This window comes from Microcoleus sp. FACHB-672 (assembly GCF_014695725.1).
Taxonomy (GTDB): domain Bacteria; phylum Cyanobacteriota; class Cyanobacteriia; order Cyanobacteriales; family Oscillatoriaceae; genus FACHB-68.
The window spans coordinates 480,469-505,844 of the sequence record NZ_JACJOU010000019.1 but is presented as its reverse complement, the minus strand read 5'-3'; the positions used below and the strand labels follow the sequence as shown (position 1 = coordinate 505,844).

Annotated in this window: 20 protein-coding genes; 5 read left to right on the top strand and 15 right to left on the bottom strand. The window is 47.8% G+C overall.

All coding sequences use genetic code 11. The annotated features are described in order from the left end of the window. Window positions 1-196: 196 nt before the first annotated feature. The 7 genes from H6F56_RS15735 to H6F56_RS26900 all read right to left on the bottom strand — a co-directional run bounded on the left by H6F56_RS15735 (window position 197) and on the right by H6F56_RS26900 (window position 7,849). Window positions 197-904 (bottom strand): ROK family protein, encoded by a 708-nt coding sequence (locus H6F56_RS15735; protein ID WP_190669758.1) that lies wholly within the window; start codon window positions 902-904, stop codon window positions 197-199. A gap of 88 nt (window positions 905-992) precedes the next feature. Then, the gene (locus H6F56_RS15730; protein ID WP_190669755.1) at window positions 993-2,297 is read right to left on the bottom strand and encodes a dihydrolipoamide acetyltransferase family protein; all 1,305 of its coding nucleotides are present in this window, start codon (window positions 2,295-2,297) and stop codon (window positions 993-995) included. 130 nt (window positions 2,298-2,427) lie between these two features. Then, complete coding sequence (locus H6F56_RS15725) at window positions 2,428-2,874, bottom strand: YlqD family protein (RefSeq protein WP_190669754.1); 447 nt, start codon at window positions 2,872-2,874, stop codon at window positions 2,428-2,430. A 35-nt stretch (window positions 2,875-2,909) separates the two neighbouring features. Further along, window positions 2,910-4,871, bottom strand: coding sequence for a long-chain fatty acid--CoA ligase (locus H6F56_RS15720; protein WP_190669753.1), 1,962 nt, complete (start codon window positions 4,869-4,871; stop codon window positions 2,910-2,912). A gap of 219 nt (window positions 4,872-5,090) precedes the next feature. After that, window positions 5,091-7,340 (bottom strand): DNA helicase RecQ, encoded by a 2,250-nt coding sequence (recQ, locus tag H6F56_RS15715; protein ID WP_190669752.1) that lies wholly within the window; start codon window positions 7,338-7,340, stop codon window positions 5,091-5,093. 28 nt (window positions 7,341-7,368) lie between these two features. Then, window positions 7,369-7,512 carry a hypothetical protein gene (locus H6F56_RS15710; protein WP_190669750.1) on the bottom strand — a complete coding sequence of 48 codons (144 nt, stop codon included), beginning with the start codon at window positions 7,510-7,512 and terminating at the stop codon, window positions 7,369-7,371. A gap of 202 nt (window positions 7,513-7,714) precedes the next feature. Then, window positions 7,715-7,849 (bottom strand): hypothetical protein, encoded by a 135-nt coding sequence (locus H6F56_RS26900; protein ID WP_255513723.1) that lies wholly within the window; start codon window positions 7,847-7,849, stop codon window positions 7,715-7,717. Window positions 7,850-8,131: 282 nt separating this feature from the next. On the opposite strand from H6F56_RS26900, the gene H6F56_RS15705 reads away from it, so the two are divergent. Next, window positions 8,132-8,413 (top strand): DUF427 domain-containing protein, encoded by a 282-nt coding sequence (locus H6F56_RS15705; protein ID WP_190669748.1) that lies wholly within the window; start codon window positions 8,132-8,134, stop codon window positions 8,411-8,413. Between the two features lie 64 nt (window positions 8,414-8,477). On the opposite strand, the gene H6F56_RS15700 is transcribed toward H6F56_RS15705, so the two are convergent. The 8 genes from H6F56_RS15700 to H6F56_RS15665 all read right to left on the bottom strand — a co-directional run bounded on the left by H6F56_RS15700 (window position 8,478) and on the right by H6F56_RS15665 (window position 19,844). Continuing rightward, window positions 8,478-9,914 (bottom strand): hypothetical protein, encoded by a 1,437-nt coding sequence (locus tag H6F56_RS15700; protein WP_190669746.1) that lies wholly within the window; start codon window positions 9,912-9,914, stop codon window positions 8,478-8,480. Between the two features lie 430 nt (window positions 9,915-10,344). Beyond that, entirely contained in the window at window positions 10,345-10,968 is a 624-nt protein-coding gene (gene recR, locus H6F56_RS15695; RefSeq protein ID WP_190669744.1) for a recombination mediator RecR, read from the bottom strand. A 124-nt stretch (window positions 10,969-11,092) separates the two neighbouring features. Continuing rightward, window positions 11,093-12,781 (bottom strand): glycosyl hydrolase family 28-related protein, encoded by a 1,689-nt coding sequence (locus H6F56_RS15690; RefSeq protein ID WP_190669742.1) that lies wholly within the window; start codon window positions 12,779-12,781, stop codon window positions 11,093-11,095. Between the two features lie 283 nt (window positions 12,782-13,064). Beyond that, a complete protein-coding gene (locus H6F56_RS15685) occupies window positions 13,065-13,442 on the bottom strand; it encodes a Mo-dependent nitrogenase C-terminal domain-containing protein (RefSeq protein WP_190669741.1) in 378 nt (125 codons plus the stop codon). A 518-nt stretch (window positions 13,443-13,960) separates the two neighbouring features. Next, window positions 13,961-15,661 carry a bifunctional serine/threonine-protein kinase/formylglycine-generating enzyme family protein gene (locus H6F56_RS15680; RefSeq protein ID WP_190669739.1) on the bottom strand — a complete coding sequence of 567 codons (1,701 nt, stop codon included), beginning with the start codon at window positions 15,659-15,661 and terminating at the stop codon, window positions 13,961-13,963. 148 nt (window positions 15,662-15,809) lie between these two features. Further along, on the bottom strand, window positions 15,810-17,573 hold the full coding sequence (locus H6F56_RS15675) for a ribonuclease J (RefSeq protein ID WP_190669737.1): 1,764 nt from the start codon (window positions 17,571-17,573) through the stop codon (window positions 15,810-15,812). 200 nt (window positions 17,574-17,773) lie between these two features. Then, the gene (dapA, locus tag H6F56_RS15670; protein WP_190669735.1) at window positions 17,774-18,673 is read right to left on the bottom strand and encodes a 4-hydroxy-tetrahydrodipicolinate synthase; all 900 of its coding nucleotides are present in this window, start codon (window positions 18,671-18,673) and stop codon (window positions 17,774-17,776) included. Window positions 18,674-18,797: 124 nt separating this feature from the next. Then, the gene (locus tag H6F56_RS15665; protein ID WP_190669733.1) at window positions 18,798-19,844 is read right to left on the bottom strand and encodes an aspartate-semialdehyde dehydrogenase; all 1,047 of its coding nucleotides are present in this window, start codon (window positions 19,842-19,844) and stop codon (window positions 18,798-18,800) included. Between the two features lie 752 nt (window positions 19,845-20,596). Here H6F56_RS15665 and tig point away from each other — a divergent pair. The 4 genes from tig (at window position 20,597) to H6F56_RS15645 (ending at window position 25,233) form a co-directional block, all read left to right on the top strand. Then, a complete protein-coding gene (tig, locus tag H6F56_RS15660; RefSeq protein ID WP_190669943.1) occupies window positions 20,597-22,042 on the top strand; it encodes a trigger factor in 1,446 nt (481 codons plus the stop codon). 205 nt (window positions 22,043-22,247) lie between these two features. Then, window positions 22,248-22,931, top strand: a complete 684-nt coding sequence (gene clpP, locus H6F56_RS15655) for an ATP-dependent Clp endopeptidase proteolytic subunit ClpP (RefSeq protein ID WP_190669731.1) — start codon at window positions 22,248-22,250, stop codon at window positions 22,929-22,931. Window positions 22,932-22,946: 15 nt separating this feature from the next. Then, window positions 22,947-24,287, top strand: coding sequence for an ATP-dependent protease ATP-binding subunit ClpX (gene clpX, locus H6F56_RS15650; protein WP_190669729.1), 1,341 nt, complete (start codon window positions 22,947-22,949; stop codon window positions 24,285-24,287). A 91-nt stretch (window positions 24,288-24,378) separates the two neighbouring features. Continuing rightward, entirely contained in the window at window positions 24,379-25,233 is an 855-nt protein-coding gene (locus tag H6F56_RS15645) for an alpha/beta fold hydrolase (RefSeq protein WP_190669727.1), read from the top strand. Window positions 25,234-25,376: the final 143 nt, after the last annotated feature.

Sequence of the window (25,376 nt, the reverse complement as noted above, 5' to 3'; positions counted from 1 at the left end):
TCGACAGTAACCCAAATCATTTCTTAATAATAAAAAGCCTAATGTTTCTAAAAAACCAAAGTTTTCTATTTTCCAACTTGAAAACACCTAAAAATCCAAAATATTATTCTCCCAACCCTTAACCCATCTGTGTTTATCTGTGTTTATCTGCGGTTAAAAAACTCTTAAAAAAATCACTAATAAAACATTGTGCTGACTAATCCCGCCACAAAGCAATGCCACCTAATAAACCACTAATATTCGGCACAATTTTGAGATTCGCCGGCAACTCAAGGGATACTTTTTTTGCCTCCCCACCACCGATATAAAGGCAATCATAATTAAACAAACGCCCAAGGGTGCCAATCGCTTTTTCCAAGCGCCGATTCCAGCGTTTTTGACCAATATCGTCCAGCGCCGCACGCCCTAACTGTTGTTCGTAGGTTTCCCCTTTGCGAAATGGATGATGTCCCATTTCCAAATTCGGCACTAATTTACCATTAACAAATAGTGCAGAACCAAAGCCGGTGCCCAAAGTGACAACCAGTTCAACTCCATTGCCGGCAATTGCCCCCATTCCCTGCATATCCGCATCATTTGCCACCCGCACCGGCTTGCCTAAGCGTTCTGTCAGTGCTGCTGCCAAGTCAAATTCCGCCCAATCAGGGTCTAAATTCGCTGCCGTATAGGTGACGCCATTTCGTACCACACCGGGAAATCCCACGGAGACGCGATCAAATTCACCCTGTCCGGCGGCTAATTGGGTGATTGCCGCGAGTACCGCCTCCGGCTTGGGGGGTTGCGGTGTCTCCACCCGACTGCGTTCCGTCAGAGGTTCACCGGCTTCATCCAAGACGATTACTTTGATGCCACTGCCGCCAATGTCTACGGCTAGGGTGCGGGCCGATCCAGTTGTTTCAACCATTTTGGGAAAAAGGCTAGGTGGTTGATGATCATTGCAGATCCCCCAACCCTCTTAACAAGAGGCGCAGGGGGATCTCACGAAAGTCTTCCTACATGGTCAGTGATTGAGTATTTGTTTCAATCAATTTTGCCAAATCCTGCAAGAATGCTGCAGCATCCGCACCGTAGATAATCCGGTGGTCACAGGTGATATTGACCGTCATTTGCCGGCGTACACCCATCATGCCATCTTCAGTGGCTACGACTTGAGGCCGCGCCCCTCCAATTGCCAGAATTGAACCTTGTCCAGGCGGCAAAATCGCATCGAAGCTATCCACCCCGTACATTCCCAGGTTGGATAAAGTGAAGGTACCCGTGGTGTACTCCGCCGGCTGTAATTGCTTCGCTCTGGAGCGCTCCACTAAATCCTTCCAGCTGCGAGACAGGGAGTAGATATCAACTTGATCGGCATTTTGCAACACCGGCGTGATCAAGCCGCCGCCTTCCATTGCCACCGCCACCGCAATATTAATTCCGGAGTTATGCTGAATTCCCGCATCTGTGTAGGTGGCATTTAGCAGGGGGTGTTTTTGCAGTGTCACCGCCACGGCTTTTGCCAGCAGCGCTGTCATGGTAACGCCTTTGGACTTGATTTGCTTGTAAAGCTTATCTAAATGATCCGTCGTAATGGTATAGCCCACACGGAACACCGGCACTTGCAAACTTGCCACCATATTCCGCACCACTGCATTTTGCAGGGTGTTGAAGGGCACCACTTGGCCCGGTGCGACAGCTACCGGGGCGGCGGGGGCTGCCGGCTTCACTTGAGGGGCCGGGGCCGATGCCGGTGTCGGTGTCGGGGGTGTCATTCCTGGTGTTGCCGTGGTCCCAGTCGGCTGTTTCGTCTTGCCGGCAGCCGCTTCCACATCCTCGGCCACAATTCGGCCATGTGGGCCACTTCCATGCAGGGACTTCAAATCAACGCTAAGTTCCTTTGCCAGCTTCTTGGCTCGGGGTGAAGCAATGCTGCGCCCGTTTTGCCGGCTGGTGCTTGCCTGAGTAATGGCCGGTTCTTCAACTTTCGACTGAGTGGCTGCTGCCGGTTCGGGAGTTGCACTTTTTGCTGTCGGCTGACTTTTGCCAGCAGCTTGCTGCTTGGCGCTTTCGATTTCTGCTTCTGTTTCAGCCACCAAAGCAATCGCAGCGCCAACTGGAGCGGAGTCGCCGGCAGATACGATGATCGTGGCTAGATACCCTTCATAGAAGGATTCCACATCCATATCTGCCTTGTCAGACTCGACCACCACCACCGTTTCACCTTTTTCGATTTTGTCCCCTGGAGATTTTTCCCAAGATACAATTTTGCCTTCGGTCATGGTGGAACTGAGGGCCGGCATGAAAACTTCGTGAATCATAAGGAGGCGATCTGAATCGACATTTAAAACGACAGCAGGACAAGATTGAATTGTACCCTGTTTAGGGGCTAGAGAGAAGAGAGAGCAACAGTGGGACAGGGGGTGAGGGATTTAGAACTCAGCACTCAGACTAGAGATCGCCGCGAATTTCCTCTACCACACCATCGCGCAGCAGAATTTCAACTTGCATTTTGTGAATCAAGTTGTCACCGCGCTCAATGCGGAAAAAGCTTTCAATTTGACCTTGGTTTACCTCTTGTTCAAGTTCTAACTGTTGCACTTGTTGCAACTGTTGCAAGATTTGATTTTTTTGCTCTAGCAGCTCACTTTTCTTTTGATTCACCTGGCCTTGAATGTTTTCAATTTGTTGCATTACCTGAGGGCCGGGGGGCTGCAAGCTTTGCCTCTGAATTTCCGAAATCATCCGCTGCCCTTGCATTTCTAGCTGTTGCAACTGACTGTCTAGTTGGTTGATTTGGGCTTGGAGTTGCTGTTGCGCTTCTTCTTTCCACCGTGAGGTGACGATAGCTTTAACCGTAATAGCGCGCTTCAGTAATAAAGAGTTGGCCGCATCCATAAACATTGCTCTGGGGAACGCTTAGTATTTCGGGATCAAGAAAACATCCCGTTAATCATATCGCGGTAGTGTTCCATCACAACGGGTCGCTTAATTTTCAGCGTTTGTGTCATCATGCCGTTTTCCATCGTAAAGGGTTCGGCAATCAGGCGAAAGGGTCCAATGCGGTCGTCAGGGCGGTATCCGGGCCGGTTTGGCACTTCGCGATTTAATTCTTGGCGGAACAACTCTTGAATCGGCTTGTTGCCCAAATCAAGTGCTTTTCCATCTGCCGGCAGCGACATATTTTGCTCAATTGCCCATTTTTGCAATGCGTCCAAGTTGGGCACAATCAAAGCACCCAGCACTTTTTGGTCTTGACCAACTAACATAATTTGATCAATGTAAGGGCTGCGAACACAGGCATCTTCAATCGGTTGAGGCTCGATATTTTCCCCATTGGTTAGCACAATCGTATCCTTGGCGCGACCCGTGAGAACAATATCATTACCCGGTGTCAGCCAGCCCAAGTCGCCGGTGTCAAACCAGCCGTCTTTGTCAATTGCCTTACTCGTTGCTTGGGGATTTTGAAAATAGCCTTGCATGAGTTGCGGCCCGCGTGCCAGAACTAAACCGCGTTCACCGACAGGTAAAACTTGGCGGGTTTCTGGATCGACAATGCGAATTTCGGTTGCGGGAAGAGGTCGGCCAGAAGAACCTCGCAAGTTATGCCAAGGACGCCGTGCGGTTAAAACCGGCGTGGTTTCCGTCAACCCATAACCAACTAGCAGTTGCACATTAACAATTTCAAAAAAGTTTTCTAAGTGCATTGCCAGGGAACCTCCTCCACAGATGGCGTACTTCATTCGGCCCCCTGTAGCTTCCCGGATCTTGCCATAAACCAGTCGGTCTGCGAACGTATGAAATGGCCAGAAAGCGGCTGTTTTGATGCCGGCCAGTAACTTTTCAGGAAGTGAGGGAGGATGAGGTTCTAGGCGCAACGTTTGCAGAGTGCGGCGAGAGTCGATGTAGCTCTGACTGAGACCCAGCAAGGTCTTCACCAATTTCTGCTTATTAGCCGGTTGTTCACGAAACTGTTTCTGAATCGCTTCATAAATCGATTCCCACAGACGAGGGACGGCGATTAGGTATTGCGGTTTGTATTGTTTTAAGTCTTGCTTAACGTAACGAATGTTGGTGTAAATTTGGGTGCAACCTTGGGAAAGAAGGAAGTATTCTCCAATTCGCCCGAAGCTATGCCAGGTGGGGAGAATAGTAAGGGCGCAGTCGCCCATGTGCGCTTGCAGTGCCACCCCTAGGGTACTAATTTGATGCAGGAAGTTGTCATGGGTGAGGCTGACGCCTTTGGGTTTGCCGGTAGTGCCGGAGGTGTAGAGAAGGGTGGCCAGAGTTTGGCGTTTTGGCATGGCTAGTCTGAGGGTTTGGCTTGCCGCTTCTGCCATCAGTTGGGTGTAGTTGACAAGTTTCAGGGTTTCTGATTCGGGGGGTTGTTCATCTGAGAGTAAAACAACCCACTGCACCGGCAACTCGTCTAGCTGGGGACGCAGTTTGTTCAGTGTGGCGAGGTTTTCTACAACTAAGCCGGTGCTGCCACTATTTTCCAAGATATAAAGCAGTTCATCCCTGTCTGCTTGGGAGGATCTCACGGCATCCGCGCCGCCGGCAGTCATGATGCCTTGATCAGCAATGAACCATCGGGGACTGTTATCAGAAAACAGGGCAACACGGGGGGGCACTCCATCAATTGCTGGGGGCAAGCCTAGGGACTGAATGCCGCCGGCAAATTGTTGAATTTGATCGGCTAGCTGTGTATAGGTAAGCTTGACTTCTGGTTTGGCGTGCGGGTCCCAGAGGGCGATTGTCTGGCTGAAGCGAGAACGCGCTAGGGGCCAAATTTCTGGCAAAGACTGCACAGAATTGTATTCTGCCATGTCGGCAATGTTGGCGCGTTCTCGCTCGGTCATGTAGGAATAAAGGTCGGCGGCGGGGAGATTCATGGCTTTTATTTTGTTTTAGTGCGTAAGTTTAGTATCTGAGGAGATCTGACAGGCTGTGGAAATTTTATGACAGTTGTTGAAGTTGCATTCGGCTTGCTTGTGGTTGATTTTTGTTTTTTAGCCGCAGATGCACGCAGATAAACGCAGATAAGAATGCAGATAAGGTTGAGGGTTAGATGCAGTGGTTGTTGGGTTTTCTGGTTTTGGGTAGGGTTGGTTTTAGGGTTGGTTTTCTGGCTTTGTGAGTGCTTTTTGTCCGTTTCGCAGCCATGCGCCGACTAGGCGAATTTCTCCGTAACTGTAGGTTTCCTCTAGATATTCATAAACGGGTTTGAGGGCGTGGGTTCCCACGGCTTCGATGGCTTGTAAAATCTTCTGCCGATCTAGTAATGGCACGATCTGGTTTAAATCTACTGGCTGATTCATTTCTATCAGTTCAGCTAGATGGTTGGTGATGGTGATGGGTTTGAGGTTGCGCTGTTTGGCAATTGCTTCGACGCTTAAACCTTGTCGGTGCAATTCCAGTGTTTGCATTTGGGTGTAAGTGGGAAGGTTGACTGAATCTGGGGGCTTTTGTTTGAGGGTTGTCGGTTCTACTGAGGCGCTGTTATGGAGACTCGCCCGTGGGCTGATGCCGTGTTCTTGACAGTAAGCTTGGATTTCGGCGATGAAGCGCTGCCCGTATTGAGCGAGTTTGTAATCTCCTACGCCGGAAATTTGGCTAAATTCTTCGGGAGTTAGGGGTCTTTGCTGGGCCATCAATCGCAGGGTGGAATCGGCAAATACCATGTAAGGCGGCAGGGATTGCTCGTTGGCGAGTTGTTTGCGGAGTGATCGCAACCGGCTGACTAGCATTTCTATTTCTGCTGAGTGGCGATCTTTGTCTGTCTCCGTGCTCGCTGCCGGCACGCTGGGAACGGCGATTGAAACTGAGCGTTGTTTTCGCAAAACTTCCCAACTGCGTTCGTTGAGTTTCAGGACTTGATAACCATCTGCGGTTTCGTCTAATAAACCTTGATGCACGAGTGATCGCCCGAGGAGTTTCCAATCATCGGCGGTTTTATCCATGCCGATGCCATAGGTTGAGAGTTCGTGATGTTTGTACTGTAGGATTTTCTCTTTTTTGGAGCCGCGCAGTACGTCGATAATATAGGTCATGCCGAAGCGTTCTTTACAACGGGCAACGCACGAGAGGAATTTTTGGGCTTCGATTGTCCAGTCTTGGATGGGTTTGGGCTGCCGGCAGTTGTCGCAGGTGTCGCAGTTGCCGGCAAATTCTTCACCAAAGTAACTCAGTTGGATGGTGCGCCGGCAGTCTGTGCCTTCGGCGTAATCGATCATGCGGCGCAGTTGCTGATGGGCGATTCGCTGTTCTTGAGGGTCTGGTTTTTGGTCGATGAAGTGTTCGATGCTTTTTTTGTCGCCATAGCTGAAGAACAGAATACAGCGTGCCGGCTCTCCATCTCGCCCCGCCCGTCCCGATTCTTGATAATAGCTTTCTAAATTTCGCGGCAAGTCGTTATGGATCACACAGCGCACGTCGGGTTTGTTGATACCCATGCCAAAGGCGATCGTGGCAACCATAACTTGCACATCATCGCGAATGAAGCGAGTTTGATTGATGCTGCGCTGTTCATCGCTCATACCGGCATGATAGGGCAGGGCGGAAATTTTATCTTGCTGCAATTTAAAAGCAAGTTCATCGACTTTGCGCCGGCTGAGGCAGTAGATAATGCTGCTGCCACCGGCTTGTTTGATTAGTTGCAGGAGTTCTCTATAAGATTGCTTATTTTTGGGGCGAACTTCGTAGTAAAGATTAGGCCGGTTGAAACTGGCGATATGAATGCAAGGTTCCTGTAGCGCCAGTTGCTGAATAATATCTTGGCGTACGCGAGTGGTGGCGGTGGCGGTTAACGCCATGATTGGGATGTCTGGGTAGCGCCGGCGCAAGTGTTGCATTTGCCGGTATTCTGGGCGGAAGTCGTGCCCCCACTCGGAGACACAATGGGCTTCATCGATGGCAAAGGCACAGACACCCAGCAAGGATCGCACTTGCTCTAAGAAGGGTAAAAATCTATCTGCTAAAAGCCGTTCTGGAGCGACGTAGAGTAGTTTAATGTTGCCGGCGAGGATGGCTTCTTCACGCGCCCGGACTTCTTGCCAGTTGAGGGTACTGTTGAGAAAGGTTGCGCCAATGCCGTTATTTTGCAGCGCTTCTACCTGATCTTGCATTAAGGCGATCAGCGGCGATACTACCACTGTGACGCCGGGTTTGAGGAGTGCCGGCAACTGAAAGCACAGGGATTTTCCGCCGCCGGTAGGCATGATGATCAGCGAATCCCGGTGAGCTAAGGCGTCCTCTACAATCTGCCGCTGTCCGGGACGGAAGCTGTCATAGCCAAAAAAATGTTTGAGTGCTTGTTCTAAAGACAAGGGCTGGGTTGCCGGTAACGGGATTTTTGCTGACATTGCCCTCAGTGTGTCATGTACCTCTCACTTATTTTATGGGTTGAGGGTGCCGGTGTCTGTTCCCGACAGCCGAGCAGTTCATTAATTCTTTAAAGATTTGTCCAATAAAGCTGCCGGTATAAATTCCTGTCGCTACCGGCTCTCTGCGTTCGATTTTACTTGAACTTGCCATTCTCCCTGTTGGAATTTTGCGTAAAGAGGGATACACGTATCCGGTTATTTGCCGGTTGTGAAGAAATTTGTATTAGTACAGAATTTCGCATCTAGCGGCCTGAAAAGGTATTGTGAGGACAGGAAATGGTTATCCCCTTATGGTTGCATCCAACATACAATCCCCGTAGCCGCAGGCTTTGTTTAATCAAGCCTGATACTTCTCAGATGAAGGAGTTGACTAGAGGTTCGCTTTCGGTGGTGACACCGGCTGCTGTGGTTGCTGCTGTTGAAGTCGTTGTTGATAGCAGTTTTGTTTGCCCCATCACAGCGCAGAGTTTGCCGGAGTGCGCCTGCATGAAATCATCCCTCAAACTTCATGACTTTTGTGTTTTCTGTCCCGCAGCGCGGTTATCAAGCTAGTTGCAATTCAAGAAGCAGAGTTTCTTGGAGTTATGCCAGATTTTAAGTGCGAGAAAATTCTTTTTTGAAATTGCCAGATCCTTGCAGCAGTAAGAGCCGGCGGCGAATGGCAATTCCTCCCAAATTCAACATTTTTGCCTTTGAAATTGCGAAGGGAGTTTACTGTACCGAGATGCTCAGGCACAATGTTGAGTAAGCAGTTTTTAGTGGAGTCTCTTATGCCGAAAGCAGTGTGGAACGGTGCTGTGTTAGCCGAAAGCGATAAAGGTCAAGTGGTGGAAAGTAATTATTATTTTCCGCCAGATGCCATTAACCAGCAGTATTTCAAGGAAAGTAACACGCACACCACCTGTCCTTGGAAAGGGGTTGCGAGTTATTACAGCATTGAGGTTGATGGTCAAGTCAACAAGGATGCGGCTTGGTACTATCCGCAAACAAAGGATGCAGCGAAGAATATTGAAGGATATATCGCGTTTTGGAAAGGTGTAAAGGTTGAATAAAGGGTGAAGTAGATTTTCCCTTTTTTAGGGGCGGTATATCTACCGCCTCTGCTTTTTTTCTTGACTACTTGTTGAGAACTTCTTTATGCCGGCGCTGCTGGATGAGCCATCGAGCTATTAGCCCAACTAAAATGCCGAGAAAAGCACTCATGAGCAGGGATGTAATGAAGGGATGAAGCGTGCGAGAGGTAAACGGTGGGTGAATGGGATTTTCTGGCGTTAGGTGAGTGGAACTACTGGAAACAACCACGGCTGTCCCGATGCCGGCTCCTAACCATTTGATGGTGTCTTGCCGGCAGATTGCTCGCTCTGCTTGTTCAATTTCTACCATGCCTCTAATCGCACTTAGCACCTTTTCCAGCAAGCCTGATCCATGCTCGAAATAGCCCAAATCTGCTTGAATTTCTTCTTGTAAATATAGACAGTTCTTTCGACTAAATATTTCCAGAAAAACTAAATTGTCTGATTGCAGCTTTGCTTGAATTTTAGCGAGTTTTTCTTCATAACACTGGGCATTCATTTTAATCATGTGCCGGCATTGGTCTAAATCTCGCAGTAATCTAGAATATTCTAATGCTGCCTTAGGGATTTTTTTCAAGACTCCTTTGTATTTAAATAATTCTTTACTGTCTAAATCATTTCCATCATCTAAACAACCTATTTTGTCAACCTGATCTTCTATAGTTCTGTAGGCATCATAAATATTTTCATAAACTTTTCGGCTATTCAAATAAGATTGAACGACTTTGCTTCTATAATAAAATAAATCCATTAATTCTTGATAACATTTCCCAAATTTTGTGTCGGTTACTGTATGGGAAAACAACCAAACTAAGATGTGCTGGTGAGGTGGGGGCTGATTAATAATGCCGTATTCAAAGATAGCACTTCCAAAAAGTAGGCCATCCCGATTGAAATTAGGGCGGTGTGCTGAATCAGGAATAAAATCCTCAACGCATTGGTCAGCGAGTTCTCTTAAAAACTGTTTATCTTGGTAATTTTGTCCTTCTGTTAGCCAAACTGTAATCAGCAGTGTTTGCCCCAGAGATGACTCAATAAACTCCGGCAGTAAGCAGCTATCAGGATTGAACTTACTGAGAATCGAAAGGTCTACAGACTCTGTTTTTTTGCCATTTTCTCGATCAGGCCGACGAAGATTTAGCCAAAGTGCGTAACTGTCGTGAGTTTGTAGCGGATAAGCAAAGCCTGAAATTTTTACAACTTGATGATCGTTTAACAGAAGCTGACCATTAAACGGCAGAGAAACTTTGTTATCTTTAATTTCCGTTTCTTTCAGTAAATCAAGACGCAGACTATCTGAAAACTTTTGCTGATTTAAGTTTTGTGTCAGCTTGAGGTCTTCTATTTTAAGTTTTTCAAAAATTTGATCGCATTTTCGCCACAACTGGTTATCAGACCCTTCCCCAGTAGAGTCCCCATAGCCGTTGCGGAGATGAAATGCAAACAGATGGATGTTAGGCGCGTAGACTTTATGATTCATGGCTTAGAAGTTTTGACGGTGAGTCATTAATCCTGTCTTTAACTGCCTTGGATAGGATAAAACAAAGATTTTTTTAAATTAGCGATTCTTCGGCTGGGGTGTCCGTAGAGACTATGGTATTTTCTATATGATAGCTAGCGAAATCGGCATTGCTAAGCTGCCAGTCGTTTTTGCATTAATCAAGAATAGTACCAGCAGCAAGGCAGTTATTGTATTTTTGAAAAATTTCGGGTTGACACATTCTTCGCCTCGCTGGGCAAACTTCAATATTAATCCAGATTGATTTACAGGGAAACCAACAACAGAGAAAGGGGAAAAAGTGACACCGGCAGCTCATTTTCTATTTCTGTTAAGGCGGTGAGTGAACGGCGGGAATAGGGCCGGCACACAGCCAGCGCCCCTGGGTTTCATTTTGGCATTCTGAAACCTGTTATAACTCCCGCCGGCCTTCTAACGCCCGCGCTAGGGTCATCTCATCCGCATATTCTAGATCGGCACCCATCGGTAAGCCAAAGGCAATGCGCGTCACCTTGGTGAAAAGCTTAAGCGACCGGCCCACATATAGGGTCGTCGTCTCTCCTTCCACACTGGGACTAATGGCCAGAATGACTTCCTTAATCTGTTGTCCACTCACCCGCTGCACTAGGGGTTGAATGCTGAGTTGCTCTGGGCCAATCCCATCCATCGGTGAAATGACTCCGCCCAAAACGTGATACTTCCCGCGATACTCTCGCGTTTTTTCTAAAGCAATTACGTCGCGGGAGTCTGCAACCACGCAGATCGTCTCGTTGTCTCTGGTGGGGTTGCGGCAAATTTCGCACACCGGCTCTGCTGAGAGGTGAAAACACACTTGACACAACCCGACCTGTTGTTTGGCCTCAATTAAAGATTGGGCCAGCGCTTGGATTTCGGTGTCTGGTCGCTTGAGGATATGCAACGCTAAGCGCTGCGCGGTTTTCGGGCCAATTCCGGGTAACCGTTGCAGCTGCTCAATCAGACGAGCTAAAGGACGTGTGTAAACTTTGAGCCTCCTTCGGTGGCTGTAAATCTCCATTACTATGATGACATTCCGAGGGAAGTTGCAGCTCGGTAATTCCTTAAAATTTTCTATCTGGAAGTTTTGGAGAGAGTCCAGTAGCGTGGAATTCAGAGATTTTAGGGTTAGGAACTGTGATGAATTAGTTTAAGCAAGGTTTGGTTTGGAACCCTGTATTTCCGCTGGCTTCTACATGGCAGGATGCTTCGATTGCTCCTGTGTTATTTCCTGTATTATTTTTGATTAAGTTGCCGCTACCTCCTAAAGTGGCTTTTGCTAAAATTCCTCCGTTTACTGTGTTATTTTCAACTCGCACATTTTCCATTGAATTAGATTGTTTATTCGTATCTGCTACAACATAAATTAATTCAGTATTTGTAATATTGTCAAATAATTTATTTTCAGTAATGTTGACATTGCGGATTGAGGGAACCTTATAAAAACCAATATAAGAATTTCCCTGATTTTTAGTAAGGGTCGCTCCATTAACTTGAGTTCCACCGCAGCATTCTTGGACTAAAATTCCTTCCCCATCAACGCTGAGATATTTAGTATCCATGATTCGATGCCGGTAAACTTGATAGTTATTTCCTTCTAGGCGAACATTCCACCCAGACCAATCAATTGCACGGTTTTCTAAGGTGACGGAACCTTGTGGTTCTTTGATGCCGGTGGGATCTGTCCACCATTGTTTATTTTCGTTATCTTGAATTTGATTATTTTGAATGATTAAACCTTCACCGGATGCTTGAATTCCCACTCGCATGGTGTGATAAACCCAGTTATCACGAATAACAATTCCTTTGCGAAATAATCCTGGCTCGGTTTGCGGATTGCCGGCAAGACTATATCCACCGGCTTTGGAACGATTCACGACAATTCCGTAATGATTGCCGTAGTGAAAAGGGACTTTATTACCTTCGGAATAAGTAATAATATTGTTACCTTTTAACGCTCTAACTTTATAGCCCGGTTGATCGTAATTGTCGGTAATCGCATCGTTAATCCGATTATTGGCAACTAAAACATTTTCATAAGCATTAATTTTTAAATTGGCGGCAAAGCGATGACTATATCGCATCCAAGGTTCTTGAAAGGAAGTATTGGGAATATTCGGATCTGGATCGGCAACGTTGTTGTTACGAATGCCAAAGATGATAATATTTTTGTTTTTCCCGCTATTCGTATCTCCCTCCCAATAAATGCCGGCACGATTAATATCAAGGTTAACAAGACCAATATTACTATCTTGATTGGGTGAAGTGGTTAGAATTTTTTTAAACGCTGTCTGGTTGGGGGTTCCGTTTCCTGATAATTTTGGCTCGTATTTAGGAAAGACAAACTTTGTCGGGGGAGCATAAGAGCCGGCTTTCGCATCTTGAGTAGCAGGATTTGCGCCGCGAATAACAACGCCATTTTTTAGAGAAATACTATCGGTAAAATTATAAGTGCCGGCAGGAAAGTAAACCACACCTCCACCACCGGCTGATGCGGCATCTCGCGCGGTATTAAATCGCTCGATTGGAGAACCTTGAAAATCTTTAATGTTATAAACACAATTCCACTTTATTTGATTTGTCCAAGAATACGTGGAATTGCCGTAACGCGCTGAAATTGGGTTATCTGTGGGGCTGCCGGTAGCACTACCGCAAGTAGATGAAGGGTTGGCGGTGAATGTGGCAGTTTCAGACTGGGGAATTTCCAAGGCTGTCAGATAATTGTAAGCAACAGACAGACTGTAGATTCCACCAAAAAAAGTAAAAAATAAAGCGATAACTAAAAAAACTTGCCAGAACTTTTTAAAACGTCGGTTCGCAGGTTTTCGGCTCATCCGCGATCTCCCTCAAGGGTAATGATCTCTCCTGTGCCACAGTATCATGCGGTTGCAGAATCTTTAGCCCCCTGAAGGAGACAATACTTGAGAATATAACGCCGGCATCAACGCTTGTGTCTCTAGGAAAAAGAGCGAAGCGAAATAGACTTTTTCGGGTTGACGCAGGGGAAGTGTTCAAAGGTTGCAGTTAATTAGCCTTCAATGCTAGCCACCATTGGTTGTGTGAGGAAGCTGAGATGTTGGTGGGTTGCCGGCAATCACTGCTTTAATCAGTGCAAGATTAGCAGTAGCGAGTGACATCTTCACCGCATTGATCTGCTAGGTAGCAAAGTGCACGGAAACGCAGCCCCACGACTTCTTCGTAGAGGGGGTTGAGCTTGCACATCGGGGGAATGTGAAACAGGGTGCGCCCAAACACTTTGATGTCGCGCTCAAACGGGCATTGAGCGGGAATCAGTTGGCAAAGCTGGTGAGCCAATTCGCGGTTTTGGACTTGTACTTGATCGAGCCACTGCCGCAAGGGTTGGAGTGGATCAAAGCCGGGTTTTTGAGAAGGATAATTCGCTGTTGTTGCTGCACTCATAGGGGTTTCCGGTTTGGCAATCCATACCCAGCTTGCAATGGTGATTGTCCGTATGGTATTGTGGGATACATTCATGTTTTTTTCCTCTGTTGGCAGAAGTTGTAGGCAAGCGTCTGCCGACTTTCTACAAGACCTCAGCTAGGTTTCCCGGATTTGTGCTGCTGTTAACGCGTTGGCTTTGATTATGAGCCGGCGCAGAAATCCTGAACTTAAGCTGAGCAATTGGGATGCTGTCGCATTCCTCTGTTATTCTGCCCAAAAAGTGAAGACTTTATAAAGGATTAACATCACTAAGTTAAATATTTGTTCTCACCGCCATAAGTGATCGGTATCACTAAGCGGTGCTATGTGTGCTTTCACCGGCTCAATTCGGTCGCTTATTTCAGGTTATGAATCAAAGAGTGCCGGCATCCACTAACTTAACGACTCGACGGGAGGTAAATCTTTAGTAAGTTCTGGCAGCCGGCACAAAGCGGCAATTGCATACAGAGAGGGTTTGGCTGATTCTATGGTGCGAAAAACAATAACTGACTTGCAAAAAAATTGAAAGGCTCACTTGCTAAAAAAGGGTAAAAGAGTAAGAGAGAAAAGGGTTAAATAGTCCTCGCGGGAACGAGTGCCACCCGAAAACCGATGTCGTAGAACCAGTTACCCGGCTCGTGCCAGAGACGAACCGCACTGCGGCAGAGCATGGGGTAATTACTCCAAGAACCTCCACGCCGCATCCGGCGATTACTATTTCCTCCACTTTCCCACCCACTGCCATCAGAAGGCGCACCGTTGTAATTTTTATGCCAGACATCTTGACACCACTCCCAAACATTGCCGTGCATATCATACAGCCCAAAGGCATTGGGTGGAAAACTCCCGACATTAGTTGTTTGTTGTAGGTAAACACCTTTCGGTGCCGAGGCATAAGTGTAGTTGCCATCATAGTTAGCCAAATTAGGCATGATTGTCTCGCCAAAATAAAAGGGGGTGGTGGTGCCGGCGCGGCAGGCATATTCCCACTCCGCCTCGCTGGGTAAACAATAGTTGCGTCCCGTTTTTCGTGAAAGTTTCTGGCAAAATACAACGGCATCATTCCAAGATACATTTTCTACTGGCCTATTATTTCCTTGAAAGCGGCTGGGGTTATTGCCCATCACAGCTTCCCACTGCGCTTGAGTGACAGGATATTTGCCTAGGAAAAACGGCTGTAGCGTTACCCCATGCTGGGGACTTTCATCGCTATGTCGCTCTTCTTCCGTGTCGGGGGAACCCATGAGAAATCTGCCGCCCTTAATTGATACCATTTCGAGAATTACATTGTTACCGAGTTTTTCTGCAAAAACTTCCGCTTGTTTTTGTTGACTGCTAACCATTAGTCCTATGGCATCGACAGTAAAGGTTGTGAATTGAAAGGGGGAAGTTGAAAGGGCGAACGCTGAGATTACTTTAGTCGTTTGAGATGGCGCTGTTGGAAACGCATATCCTAGCATCAAAGAATTTAGAGCTTGCAAAGCTTCTGTCGCATTTGCATAGCGCCCAGTGAAGTGATCGCGCACCATTTTATTTAAGATGTCTGCGAAATCGTTGTTCACAGAAGCGTGATTTTTCCAAATCACTTCCCCGTCATTATCTTCTTTGAGTAAGTCAGGCTCTACACCAGTCAAAGCAAAAATGACTGTCTTTCCCAGTGCGTAAATATCGCTGCTTGGTTTTGGCTTGCCCATTGCTTGTTCACTGGGCATAAAACCAAGCGTTCCAATAGAAACCGTGCGGCTCGTTTGTCTTGATAAAATTGTCTTCTGGTTGCCAATCTCCTTAACTGCCCCAAAGTCGATTAGCATCAACTTGCCATCTTTTCGCCGCATAATATTCTGGGGTTTAATATCTCGGTGGATGATATTGTTCTGGTGAACATACGCCAGAATTTCTAAAATTTCCTGCAACAATTTAATCGCATAGGTTTCGCTTAACTTTTTGCCTGGACTCAATTCTTGGCTTAAGTCATGCCCTTCGATAAATTCCTGAATGAGATAAAATTCTTGATTTTCTTCAAAATACGCAAATAGTTTGGGAATGCGCTCATGGTTTTGCGCGAGTTTATATAAAATTTGTGCTTCTTTGTGAAATAAACGTTGAATATCAGGGTTGATCGCTTCGGGTTGCAGCCGCTTGACGACACATTTAGGCTTCGGGGTGACGGGAATATCTAAGTCGTTTGCCAAATAGGTTTCCCCAAACCCGCCACTTCCCAGCAGCTTGACGATTTCGTAGCGATTCCGCAGGATTTTACCGGCAGCGAGCATAGTCTGTACTCCGGGCAGTGGCAATTTAATTGATTTTCGCACAATAGCCCTGGCGGCATCACCGCACTCGCGCCGGCTACATACCATCACACAAAAAAATGAGGAGAAGAGAAAACTCTCCCCCTCATTCGCTTAAATCGCTGTAAAATTACGAAGCGACTTTAGCAGTTGGGCGGCGGCGTCTGCCGGCAGTTTTCATCGGGGCTTCTTGAGGCGTTTGCATCAAGAACACGAGTAAAGGATTGCTTTGCAATTCGCGGCGCAGCATTCGTTGCAGTTCGCGCTCAATTTGGACATGAAGGCCGGCCCAATCGACTTCCAGTTCGCTATCATTTGAAGGTTTGGCAAACTCTGTCCAGCGATCATTCAATAAACCTGCCAGAATTTCGCTGACCCACTGTTGCAAGAGCATTCGCTCAACGGATGATACCACCCCTCGCAGGTGAACTTCCGGCTGCGCTGTCATCTGACCATTCCAGTCAATCGCGGCGGCAATCGTCACAACGCCATCTTCTGCAAGCTGCTGACGTTCTTTCAGGACGTTGTCTTTCACCACACCAGAACGGGAAGAATCCACCAGTTCCAACCCAGAAGGCACTTTATCCGCGATCCGCATACTGGTTTCGGTTAATTCAACAACATCTCCGTTATTGATAATTACCATATTCTCAGCGGGGATGCCCATACTCTGCGCGGTTTTGGAGTGCTGGACTAACATCCGGTGCTCACCGTGAACCGGCAAGAAGAATTTCGGACGGGTGAGGGCAATCATCAGTTTTTGATCTTCCTGACAGCCATGCCCGGAAACGTGAATGCCTTTATCTCGGCCATAAACCACGTTAGCACCCTGAATCATCAGCTTGTCGATGGTATTGACAACGGCGATGGTATTGCCAGGGATAGGGTTAGCAGAGAAGACGACGGTATCGCCTTTGCGGATTTTGATCTGCCGGTGTTCCCCATGAGCAATGCGCGTCATGGCAGACATTGGCTCACCTTGAGAGCCGGTGGTCAAAATCAAGACTCGCTCATCCGGTAGCTGGCGAATCGCGTGCAACGGCTCAAACAAGTTATCTTCGCACTTGATATAACCCAAGTTGCGGGCGTGTGCGATCACATTCAGCATGGATCTGCCAACGACAGATACAATCCGATTGTGTTTTTTAGCCAGCTCCAAAATCATCTGCAGCCGGTGAACTGAGGAGGCAAAGGTGGTAACAAATAAGCGACCTTGTGCCTGAGAGAAAACCCGATCTAGATTGGGAAAAACAGACCGTTCTGACGCCGTAAATCCTGGGGTTTCCGAGTTAGTTGAGTCGCTCATCAGGCAGACTACGCCTTTTTCGCCATACTCAGCCAATCTTTGAAAGTCAAAAAATTCACCATCAACCGGCGTGTGGTCAACTTTGAAGTCGCCGGTGTGAATGAGAATGCCAACTGGGGTGTGAATGGCGATGGTGAAGCTGTCTGCGATGGAGTGGGTGTTGCGAATAAATTCCACAAAGAATGAGGAACCAATTCGCACCATATCGCGCGGGCCAACTTTTCTCAGTTCGGTGCGGTTGGAAACACCGGCTTCTTCGAGTTTGCCTTCCAGTAAGGCCATTGCTAAGCGCGGGCCGTAAATTACTGGAATGTCAAATTGCTTTAAGTGAAAGGCAATGCCGCCGATGTGGTCTTCATGACCGTGGGTGACAATCATGCCTTTAATTTTGTGCCGGTTTTCCCGCACGTAGGTCATGTCTGGCAGGACAATATTTACCCCGTGCATGGAGTCGGTGGGAAATGCTAAACCGGCATCCAACAAAATCATTTCGTCGTTGTATTCAAAGACGCACGTATTTTTGCCGATTTCGTGCAATCCCCCTAGGGGAATAATTTTTAGGGCTGTTGAAGATTCGTTTTGGGTCATGGACATCCTTTTGATAGATAATTTGGTTGTTAACAGTTGCAAATGAATTTAGCTAATCATTGCATTGCTAATTTGCACTTAATCCGCTTGTTTAGTCATTAGCGATTCGCTATTGACATCTAGCAAATAACAGTTTTCCTGAAAGATCAGGGGTAAGGCATCGCCTTCAAAGTATTCAATTTTGCAAAAAACCTGGATCACTACCACACGCTAGTTTGCAGGAGAGATAACTCTTTGAGCACCGCTGATAAAGCTTGACTGACTTCAGCCGGTGGATCACACAGGGGTAAGCGTGTTGAACCCACATCCCAGCCTTGAAGTTTAAGCGCTGTCTTGACTGGAATTGGATTGGTTGTTGCAAACAGGGCTTTAAATAGGGGGAATAATTGCAGGTGTATTTGAGTTGCCTTGCCGGTTTTGCCAGTTTCAAATGCTTCGATCATTTCTTGGAGTTGTTCTCCCACCAAATGAGAGGCAACACTGACGACGCCGGCAGCCCCAACCGCCAACATGGGAAGGGTAAGGGAATCATCTCCAGAGTATATCTTGAATTCCTCTGGCGTGGCGTGTCGAACTTGAGTGACTTGATCCAGGTTGCCACTTGCTTCCTTGATTGCCACAATGTTGGGAACTTCAGCTAATTTCGCAACGGTTTCTGGCAAAAGATTTTGGCCAGTGCGTCCCGGAATGTTGTACAGCATCAACGGTAGGTCGGGCACTGCACCGGCGATCGCTTTGAAATGCTGATAAAGTCCCTCCTGGGGTGGCTTGTTGTAGTAGGGGACAACCTGCAAAGAACCGTCCAATCCTATTCTAGCGGCTTTTTGGGTCGCTGCGATCGCCTCTGTCGTGGAATTGGAGCCGGTGCCGGCGATCACTTTTGCTTTACCGGCAACGGCTTGTTGCACAACCTGAAATAACTGGTATTCTTCGTCCCAGCTTAATGTGGGAGACTCGCCGGTTGTCCCGCAAACGACTAAAGCATCTGATCCGTGAGACGCTAAATGCGCCGCCAGTCTCTCAGCGACTGCGTAGTTGACACTCCCATCTTCTTTGAACGGCGTAAGCATTGCCGTCACAACCCGTCCAAAATTTACCACACGTTTCTACCTAAGTTATTTTTGTATGCTTGTCTTTTGTGCAAGAGTCCTTTATCCTTTGTCCACTTAGAAATTATTGCCGGACTAAGGACTAGGGACAAAAGACGCAATTAGCGATTAACCTTTAGCTATTCGCACCGAGCGCAACTGCCGGCTTTAACAAATTTTTAGCGACCAATAATTCCGCAATTTGTACGGCATTTAAAGCCGCGCCTTTACGAATTTGATCCCCGCTCAGCCACAGTTCTAAGCCGCAAGGATGAGAAATATCCTGACGAATTCTGCCAACTAATACGTCATCCCGACCTGTCGCTTCAAACGGCATGGGGAAGTAATTTGCCTGCCAATCTTCTACTAACTCAACCCCTGGAGCTTCTGAGAGGATTTCCCGCGCTTTAGCCACACTAAACGGTTGGCCAAACTCTAGGTTAATGGCTTCTGAATGGGCACGCAATACGGGAACCCGCACACACGTCGCACTGACTCGCAATGCCGGCGCACCGAAAATCTTGCGTGTCTCATTTACCATCTTCATCTCTTCCTCACAGTATCCCTGATCATTTAGCGGGGAGTTATGCGGGAATAAATTAAAGGCTAGAGGGTAAGGGAAGATTTCTGTTTTGGGTGTTTTTCCATCCAAAATCGCTTGTGCTTGCTCTTTCATTTCTTCCATCGCCCGCGCACCGGCACCACTTGCAGATTGGTAGGTGGCGGCAACGATGCGCTGCACTGGCTGAACTTTATGCAGGGGCCAAACTGCTACGCTCATTAAAATCGTGGTGCAGTTAGGATTGGCAATAATTCCCCGATGATTGGCCGCTGCTTCTGGATTCACCTCAGGCACCACAAGGGGAACTTGCGAATCCATGCGAAACGCGCTGGAGTTATCGATCACCACCGCACCGGCTGCTACCGCTTTATGCGCCCACTGTTTCGAGGTTGAGCCGCCGGCAGATGCCAGAACGATATCCACATTTTCAAACGAACCCTCTCCCACAGGTTCCACCAGCAGTTGTTCGCCTTTAAACGGTAAAGTCCGCCCTGCTGAGCGCGGGGAAGCTAACAGCTTAAGCTCACTGAGGGGAAAGTTCCGGTTTTCCAGTAATTCCAGCAATTCTGTGCCAACTGCGCCGGTGGCTCCTAAAATTGCTACTCGATAAGATTCAGGCAAATTTTTTTCCTCCTGTTAACTCATCACCATTGTTTATTAACTTCGAGATCTTCAAACATCAAACATCAAAAAAAAATTCATTAAATCTAAAATTTAGCAGTAATTACTTTTGACTTTCCATTAAATTTTATCTGAAAAAGTAAATTTTCTTTGGGGCTTTTCATGTTTACACCCTGCCGATCCAGTCTCCCGGCTAGTGCGCCTTTTATGGGCATTTCAACTAGAATAACCGATTCAACCTGCAACGCTGTTATAAATTTATCTTTAATTAGCCTATTTTGAAAGCGTGTAGGCCGGCCAAAAGCCCAGGAGCCTAATTAACTGGCTTTCCCATCGCACAGTTTAGAAGATGTCTTTAGGTTAACAAGCTTATCACAGAAATTGTCCCCCAATCTTGATCCGGTTCCTAGCTGCACTACAGCCGCTGAGACAGGCTGGCATCCAGGCACTGAGATCAGCCTCCTTCAAACCTCCCTCACTGGCAGGCCATAGAATTAAACATTAAACAAAATACTGCGTTTGGATCGGTTACGATAGAAATTTGAACGGTGATCGCAACCGGAAGTTTGGGCTGGAAATACCCAGTTAGAGCTAGCGGTCTTGTCCGGCCCGATCCCATCACCGACTGCGAGCTGCTAGGCGATGCTGACCTCCATCGCTGGAGGATCGCCTTTAACGCAATCTCAGCCGGTGAAGCACCGAGTAAAACCGATCAAGAACCATCACAGCTGTTGTCTGAAACGAACGCGCCCATGAAAGTCACCCAGGAAAAGCTTCCAGCTAGCCAAGTTGGCCTAGAAATCGAAATTCCCCCAGAAATGTCTACAAAGACCTACGAGCGGGTCATTCAAGACCTCAGCCGCACAGCGAATATTCCTGGGTTTCGCAAAGGCAAGGTTCCTCGCCAGATATTGCTCCAGCGCTTAGGAACCGTCCGCATCAAAGCCGCCACTTTGGAAGACTTGATTCAAAATGGCCTGGAAGCAGCCATCAAGCAGGAATCGATTCCAGCGATCGGCAACTATCAACTCCTCACGTCCTTCGAGGAACTGATCACCCAGTTTAAACCCGGAGAGCCGCTAACCTACAAAGCCACAGTGGATGTAGAGCCGGCGGTGCAGGTGAGTGACTACAAAGGATTGACCGTACAGGCTGAAGAAGTCAAGCCAGATTCTAGCCAAGTCGATAAGTTTCTAGAACAGCGACGAGGCGAGCAGGCTACCTTAATTCCGGTAGAAGGGCGACCGGCACAGCAGGGAGATATGGCAGTCGTTGACTATAGTGCACGGTTTGCCAGTGACTCAGCAGAGGAAGCCACCGAAGAAGTTCCAGGGGCGCAAGCAACGGACTTTCAAGTGGAATTGGTAGAAGGCAAGTTTATTCCCGGCTTCATCGAAGGCATCTTTGGCATGAATTTGGGAGAAACCAAAGAAGTCACCGTTAAGTTTCCGGAAGATTACACCCGCGAAGACCTGGCCGGCAGATCTACGATTTTCACTATTACCCTGCAAGACCTCAAAGAAAAAGAGCTGCCCCCATTGGATGATGACTTCGCCCAAGAAGTCAGCGAGTTCCAAACCTTAGCAGAACTGCGAGAATCGGTCGAGTCCAAGTATAAAGAGGATGCCGATAAGGAAACAAAAGCCAACAAAGAGCAAGCCTTGCTCAAGGAGCTTTTAAACCACGTAGAAATGGAAATTCCGGAAACGCTGATTGAGCGAGAAGTTGAGTACCTGCTCAAGCAAATGGCCATCCAGCTGGGAAATTATGGCTTAGATGTTAAGCAGCTATATAGTGAAGAAAATCTGCCCCAGATGCGGGAGCGTTCACGTCCGGAAGCGATTGAGCGGATCAAACAGGCTCGTGCTCTGCAAGAAATTGCCAAGCTAGAATCAATCGAACCCACAGAGGCAGAGATTGATACCCGGATCGAAGAAGTAGTGGCCCAGCTTGCCGGTCAATCCATTGATCCAGTCAGGGTGCGCGATTTTGTCCAAGCAGAGCTACAGCGAGAAAAAACCCTCGAATGGTTGGCAGAAAATGCGAACATCGAACTGCTGCCAGAAGGTTCTTTAACGAAAAAAGATGAGGGCGAACTTGAGGAAGAAGCAACGCCTGAAGCATCAGAGCAAATTCTTGAAGCTGAAGTGACTCAAGTGGATGAGCCGACTGTCTCATCTTCTGGAGAGCCAACCTGAAGCCGGTGATTCCCGGCAAGCTTTGCCCTTAAGCAAGAACAAGTCGCGGGATTTGTGAGCCATTCGGGCATTTTTCCCGAAACAAACCGGCAGAGTCCATCTAGCTGCGGCATAATGGTGACAGATACCAGAGGCAGTCGTTGCTGCCATCTGGAAAATTCCCTTAACAGCTAGATGCTAAATTGCACGCTTTGAGTTAACTCCTATGCTTGTATCTCAGTCCCAAAATGACCCATTTATCAACTTGAGTCGCTTGGAGATTCGCTCCGGCGCAGATGCTGTCCTCCCGATGGTGGTGGAACAGTCCGGCGTGGGGGAACGGGCGTTTGATATTTACTCACGGCTGCTGCGCGAGAGGATCGTGTTTCTGGGAACGCCAATTGACGATGCCGTGGCAGACTCAATTGTGGCGCAGTTGTTGTATCTAGAAGCTGAAGACTCAGAAAAAGATATTCAGATCTACATCAACTCTCCGGGTGGCTCGGTTTACGCCGGCATGGCAATTTACGACACCATGCAACAGATTCGCCCCGATGTGGTGACCATTTGTTTTGGCCATGCAGCAAGCATGGGGGCGTTTCTACTCTCCGGGGGAACCAAGGGCAAACGGATGTCTTTGCCAAGCGCCCGGATTATGATTCACCAACCCCTTGGTGGTGCTCAAGGGCAAGCGATTGATATCGAAATTCAAGCCAAAGAAATTCTATATATCAAGCGCAATCTCAATGAGTTACTGGCCTTGCACACGGGTCAGCCTTTTGAAAAAGTAGAAGTCGATACCGAACGCGACTACTATATGTCGGCTTTAGAGGCCAAAAATTATGGCCTGATTGACCAGGTGGTATCAAAGCAGAGCCTTCCCACCCCCGGAGAGGCTGTTAGCGCATAGAAATGAGAGGCAGATATGTCCAAGTACGACTCCCATCTAAAATGTTCCTTTTGTGGCAAGTCTCAGGAGCAAGTCCGCAAGTTGATTGCCGGTCCGGGAGTCTACATTTGCGATGAATGCGTAGACCTGTGCAATGAAATTTTAGACGAAGAGCTGTTTGATGCCGGCTCTGCGACTCCCCAACCGACCCCGCGTTCTGAACCGCCTCAGAAGCGGCGAGCTCGTTCTGCGAATTTATCGCTGAATCAAATTCCTAAGCCAAGGGAAATTAAGAAATATCTCGACGAACACGTGATTGGCCAAGATGAAGCGAAAAAGGTGCTGTCAGTGGCGGTTTACAACCACTACAAGCGTCTGAGCTTTGCCCAATCCAAAGTTAACGGGAAAGCCGCGCCTGACGATACGGTGGAGCTGCAAAAGTCTAACATTTTGCTAATGGGTCCCACCGGCTGCGGCAAAACGCTCTTGGCTCAAACCCTGGCGGATATTCTTGACGTTCCCTTTGCCGTCGCGGATGCCACAACGCTGACAGAAGCGGGGTACGTTGGGGAAGATGTGGAAAATATTCTGCTGCGGCTGCTGCAAGTCGCAGACTTGGATGTAGAAGAGGCCCAACGCGGGATTATCTACATTGATGAAATCGACAAGATTGCTCGTAAGAGCGAAAATCCCTCAATCACGCGCGATGTCTCCGGCGAAGGCGTACAGCAAGCACTGCTGAAAATGCTGGAAGGCACCATCGCCAATGTCCCACCTCAAGGAGGACGCAAGCACCCCTATCAAGATTGCATCCAGATAGACACAAGCAATATCCTGTTTGTTTGCGGGGGCGCATTTGTGGGGCTGGATAAAGTGGTTGAACAGCGCATCGGAAAAAAATCAATGGGCTTTGTTCAGCCTGGAGAAAGTCAGCCCAAGGAAAAACGCGCAACAGATATTCTCAAACAACTGGAACCCGATGACTTGGTGAAGTTTGGCATGATTCCAGAGTTCATCGGGCGGGTGCCGATGGTGGCAGTGGTGGAACCGCTAGATGAGGAAGCCCTCATGGCAATCTTGACTCAGCCGCGCAATGCCCTCGTGAAGCAGTACCAAAAGCTGCTGAAGATGGACAACGTGCAGTTAGAGTTTAAGGCAGAGGCAATTCGGGCGATCGCTCAAGAAGCTTACCGCCGCAAAACCGGCGCACGGGCGCTGCGGGGCATCGTGGAAGAGTTGATGCTCGATGTGATGTACGAGTTGCCTTCCCGCAAGGATGTATCGCGCTGTATGATTACGCGAGAAATGGTAGAGAAACGCTCAACAGCGGAACTTTTGGTACATCCGTCTTCGTTGCCGAAGCCAGAATCAGCTTAAAATGGAGCATTGGGAATAGGGTTAAGGTGAGATTGCTTCGCCGGCTCTACACTCAATGCTTTATACTTTATTCGCAACAAGCACTTTCAGGATGCCCTACATTCAGGTTCGCGGCGTCGAACATTATTACGAATGGGTTAAATCACCGGCAGCTTCAGAAAACAAGCCGGTGATGATTTTTATGCACGGATGGGCCGGCTCGGCTCGTTACTGGGAAACGACGGCAAAGGCACTCGCTGATGAATTTGATTGCCTGCTTTATGATATGCGTGGGTTTGGGCGTTCCAAATTGCCGCAGCAGCAGCCTGAGCCGCAGACGCAGGAAGAATTAGATTATGAAATGGAAAGCTATGCTGAGGACTTGCTGGGGTTGCTAAATGCTTTGCAGCTACAGCGAGTGTATCTCAACGCCCATTCAATGGGAGCGTCTGTGGCGACGCTGTTTCTTAACCGCTATCCAGAACGAGTGGAACGTGCGATTTTAACCTGTAGTGGGGTTTTTGAGTACGAAGAAAAGGCGTTTAAGGCATTTCATAAATTTGGCGGCTATGTAGTCAAATTTCGCCCCAAATGGCTAGTAAACATTCCTTTTGCAGATCGGATGTTTATGGCACGGTTCCTTCGCAAGAGTATTGCCGGCAACCTAAGACGCTCTTTCATGGAAGATTTTCTGGAGGCAGATTATGCGGCGGCAATGGGCACGATTTTTACCTCGGTGAGTGAGAAAGCATCTTTGGTGATGCCGCAAGAATTTGCTCAATTGAAGGTGCCGACGCTGCTGGTAGCTGGTGAGTATGACCAAATTATTCCAGCAAAAATGGGCCGGCACGCAGCCTCGCTCAGTGAAAAAGTTGAGTTTGCCTTGATTCAAGATACCGCTCACTTTCCCATGCTCGAAGATCCCGCGACTTATTTAAAGTTGGTGCGGGAGTTTTTAGGAATTTAGGGAAAGAAACAGCAACGTAGACAGTGCCGGCTTTTTGGGCAAATGGGGTGCCGGTTCTACAAAATTATCCCCCTCGCGCATCTTTTACCGTCAGCTAACCCTGACTTTAACAGTCAAAGATGCCGCTAAAATCAACCCACTAG

What these genes read in the sequence shown, in the direction of transcription:
- H6F56_RS15735 (WP_190669758.1), bottom strand. Translation starts at nt 904, where the DNA reads ATGGTTGAAACAACTGGATCGGCCCGCACCCTAGCCGTAGACATTGGC.
- H6F56_RS15730 (WP_190669755.1), bottom strand. Translation starts at nt 2,297, where the DNA reads ATGATTCACGAAGTTTTCATGCCGGCCCTCAGTTCCACCATGACCGAA.
- H6F56_RS15725 (WP_190669754.1), bottom strand. Translation starts at nt 2,874, where the DNA reads ATGGATGCGGCCAACTCTTTATTACTGAAGCGCGCTATTACGGTTAAA.
- H6F56_RS15720 (WP_190669753.1), bottom strand. Translation starts at nt 4,871, where the DNA reads ATGAATCTCCCCGCCGCCGACCTTTATTCCTACATGACCGAGCGAGAA.
- recQ (WP_190669752.1), bottom strand. Translation starts at nt 7,340, where the DNA reads ATGTCAGCAAAAATCCCGTTACCGGCAACCCAGCCCTTGTCTTTAGAA.
- H6F56_RS15710 (WP_190669750.1), bottom strand. Translation starts at nt 7,512, where the DNA reads ATGGCAAGTTCAAGTAAAATCGAACGCAGAGAGCCGGTAGCGACAGGA.
- H6F56_RS26900 (WP_255513723.1), bottom strand. Translation starts at nt 7,849, where the DNA reads ATGCAGGCGCACTCCGGCAAACTCTGCGCTGTGATGGGGCAAACAAAA.
- H6F56_RS15705 (WP_190669748.1), top strand. Translation starts at nt 8,132, where the DNA reads ATGCCGAAAGCAGTGTGGAACGGTGCTGTGTTAGCCGAAAGCGATAAA.
- H6F56_RS15700 (WP_190669746.1), bottom strand. Translation starts at nt 9,914, where the DNA reads ATGAATCATAAAGTCTACGCGCCTAACATCCATCTGTTTGCATTTCAT.
- recR (WP_190669744.1), bottom strand. Translation starts at nt 10,968, where the DNA reads ATGGAGATTTACAGCCACCGAAGGAGGCTCAAAGTTTACACACGTCCT.
- H6F56_RS15690 (WP_190669742.1), bottom strand. Translation starts at nt 12,781, where the DNA reads ATGAGCCGAAAACCTGCGAACCGACGTTTTAAAAAGTTCTGGCAAGTT.
- H6F56_RS15685 (WP_190669741.1), bottom strand. Translation starts at nt 13,442, where the DNA reads ATGAATGTATCCCACAATACCATACGGACAATCACCATTGCAAGCTGG.
- H6F56_RS15680 (WP_190669739.1), bottom strand. Translation starts at nt 15,661, where the DNA reads ATGCTCGCTGCCGGTAAAATCCTGCGGAATCGCTACGAAATCGTCAAG.
- H6F56_RS15675 (WP_190669737.1), bottom strand. Translation starts at nt 17,573, where the DNA reads ATGACCCAAAACGAATCTTCAACAGCCCTAAAAATTATTCCCCTAGGG.
- tig (WP_190669943.1), top strand. Translation starts at nt 20,597, where the DNA reads ATGAAAGTCACCCAGGAAAAGCTTCCAGCTAGCCAAGTTGGCCTAGAA.
- clpP (WP_190669731.1), top strand. Translation starts at nt 22,248, where the DNA reads ATGCTTGTATCTCAGTCCCAAAATGACCCATTTATCAACTTGAGTCGC.
- clpX (WP_190669729.1), top strand. Translation starts at nt 22,947, where the DNA reads ATGTCCAAGTACGACTCCCATCTAAAATGTTCCTTTTGTGGCAAGTCT.
- H6F56_RS15645 (WP_190669727.1), top strand. Translation starts at nt 24,379, where the DNA reads ATGCCCTACATTCAGGTTCGCGGCGTCGAACATTATTACGAATGGGTT.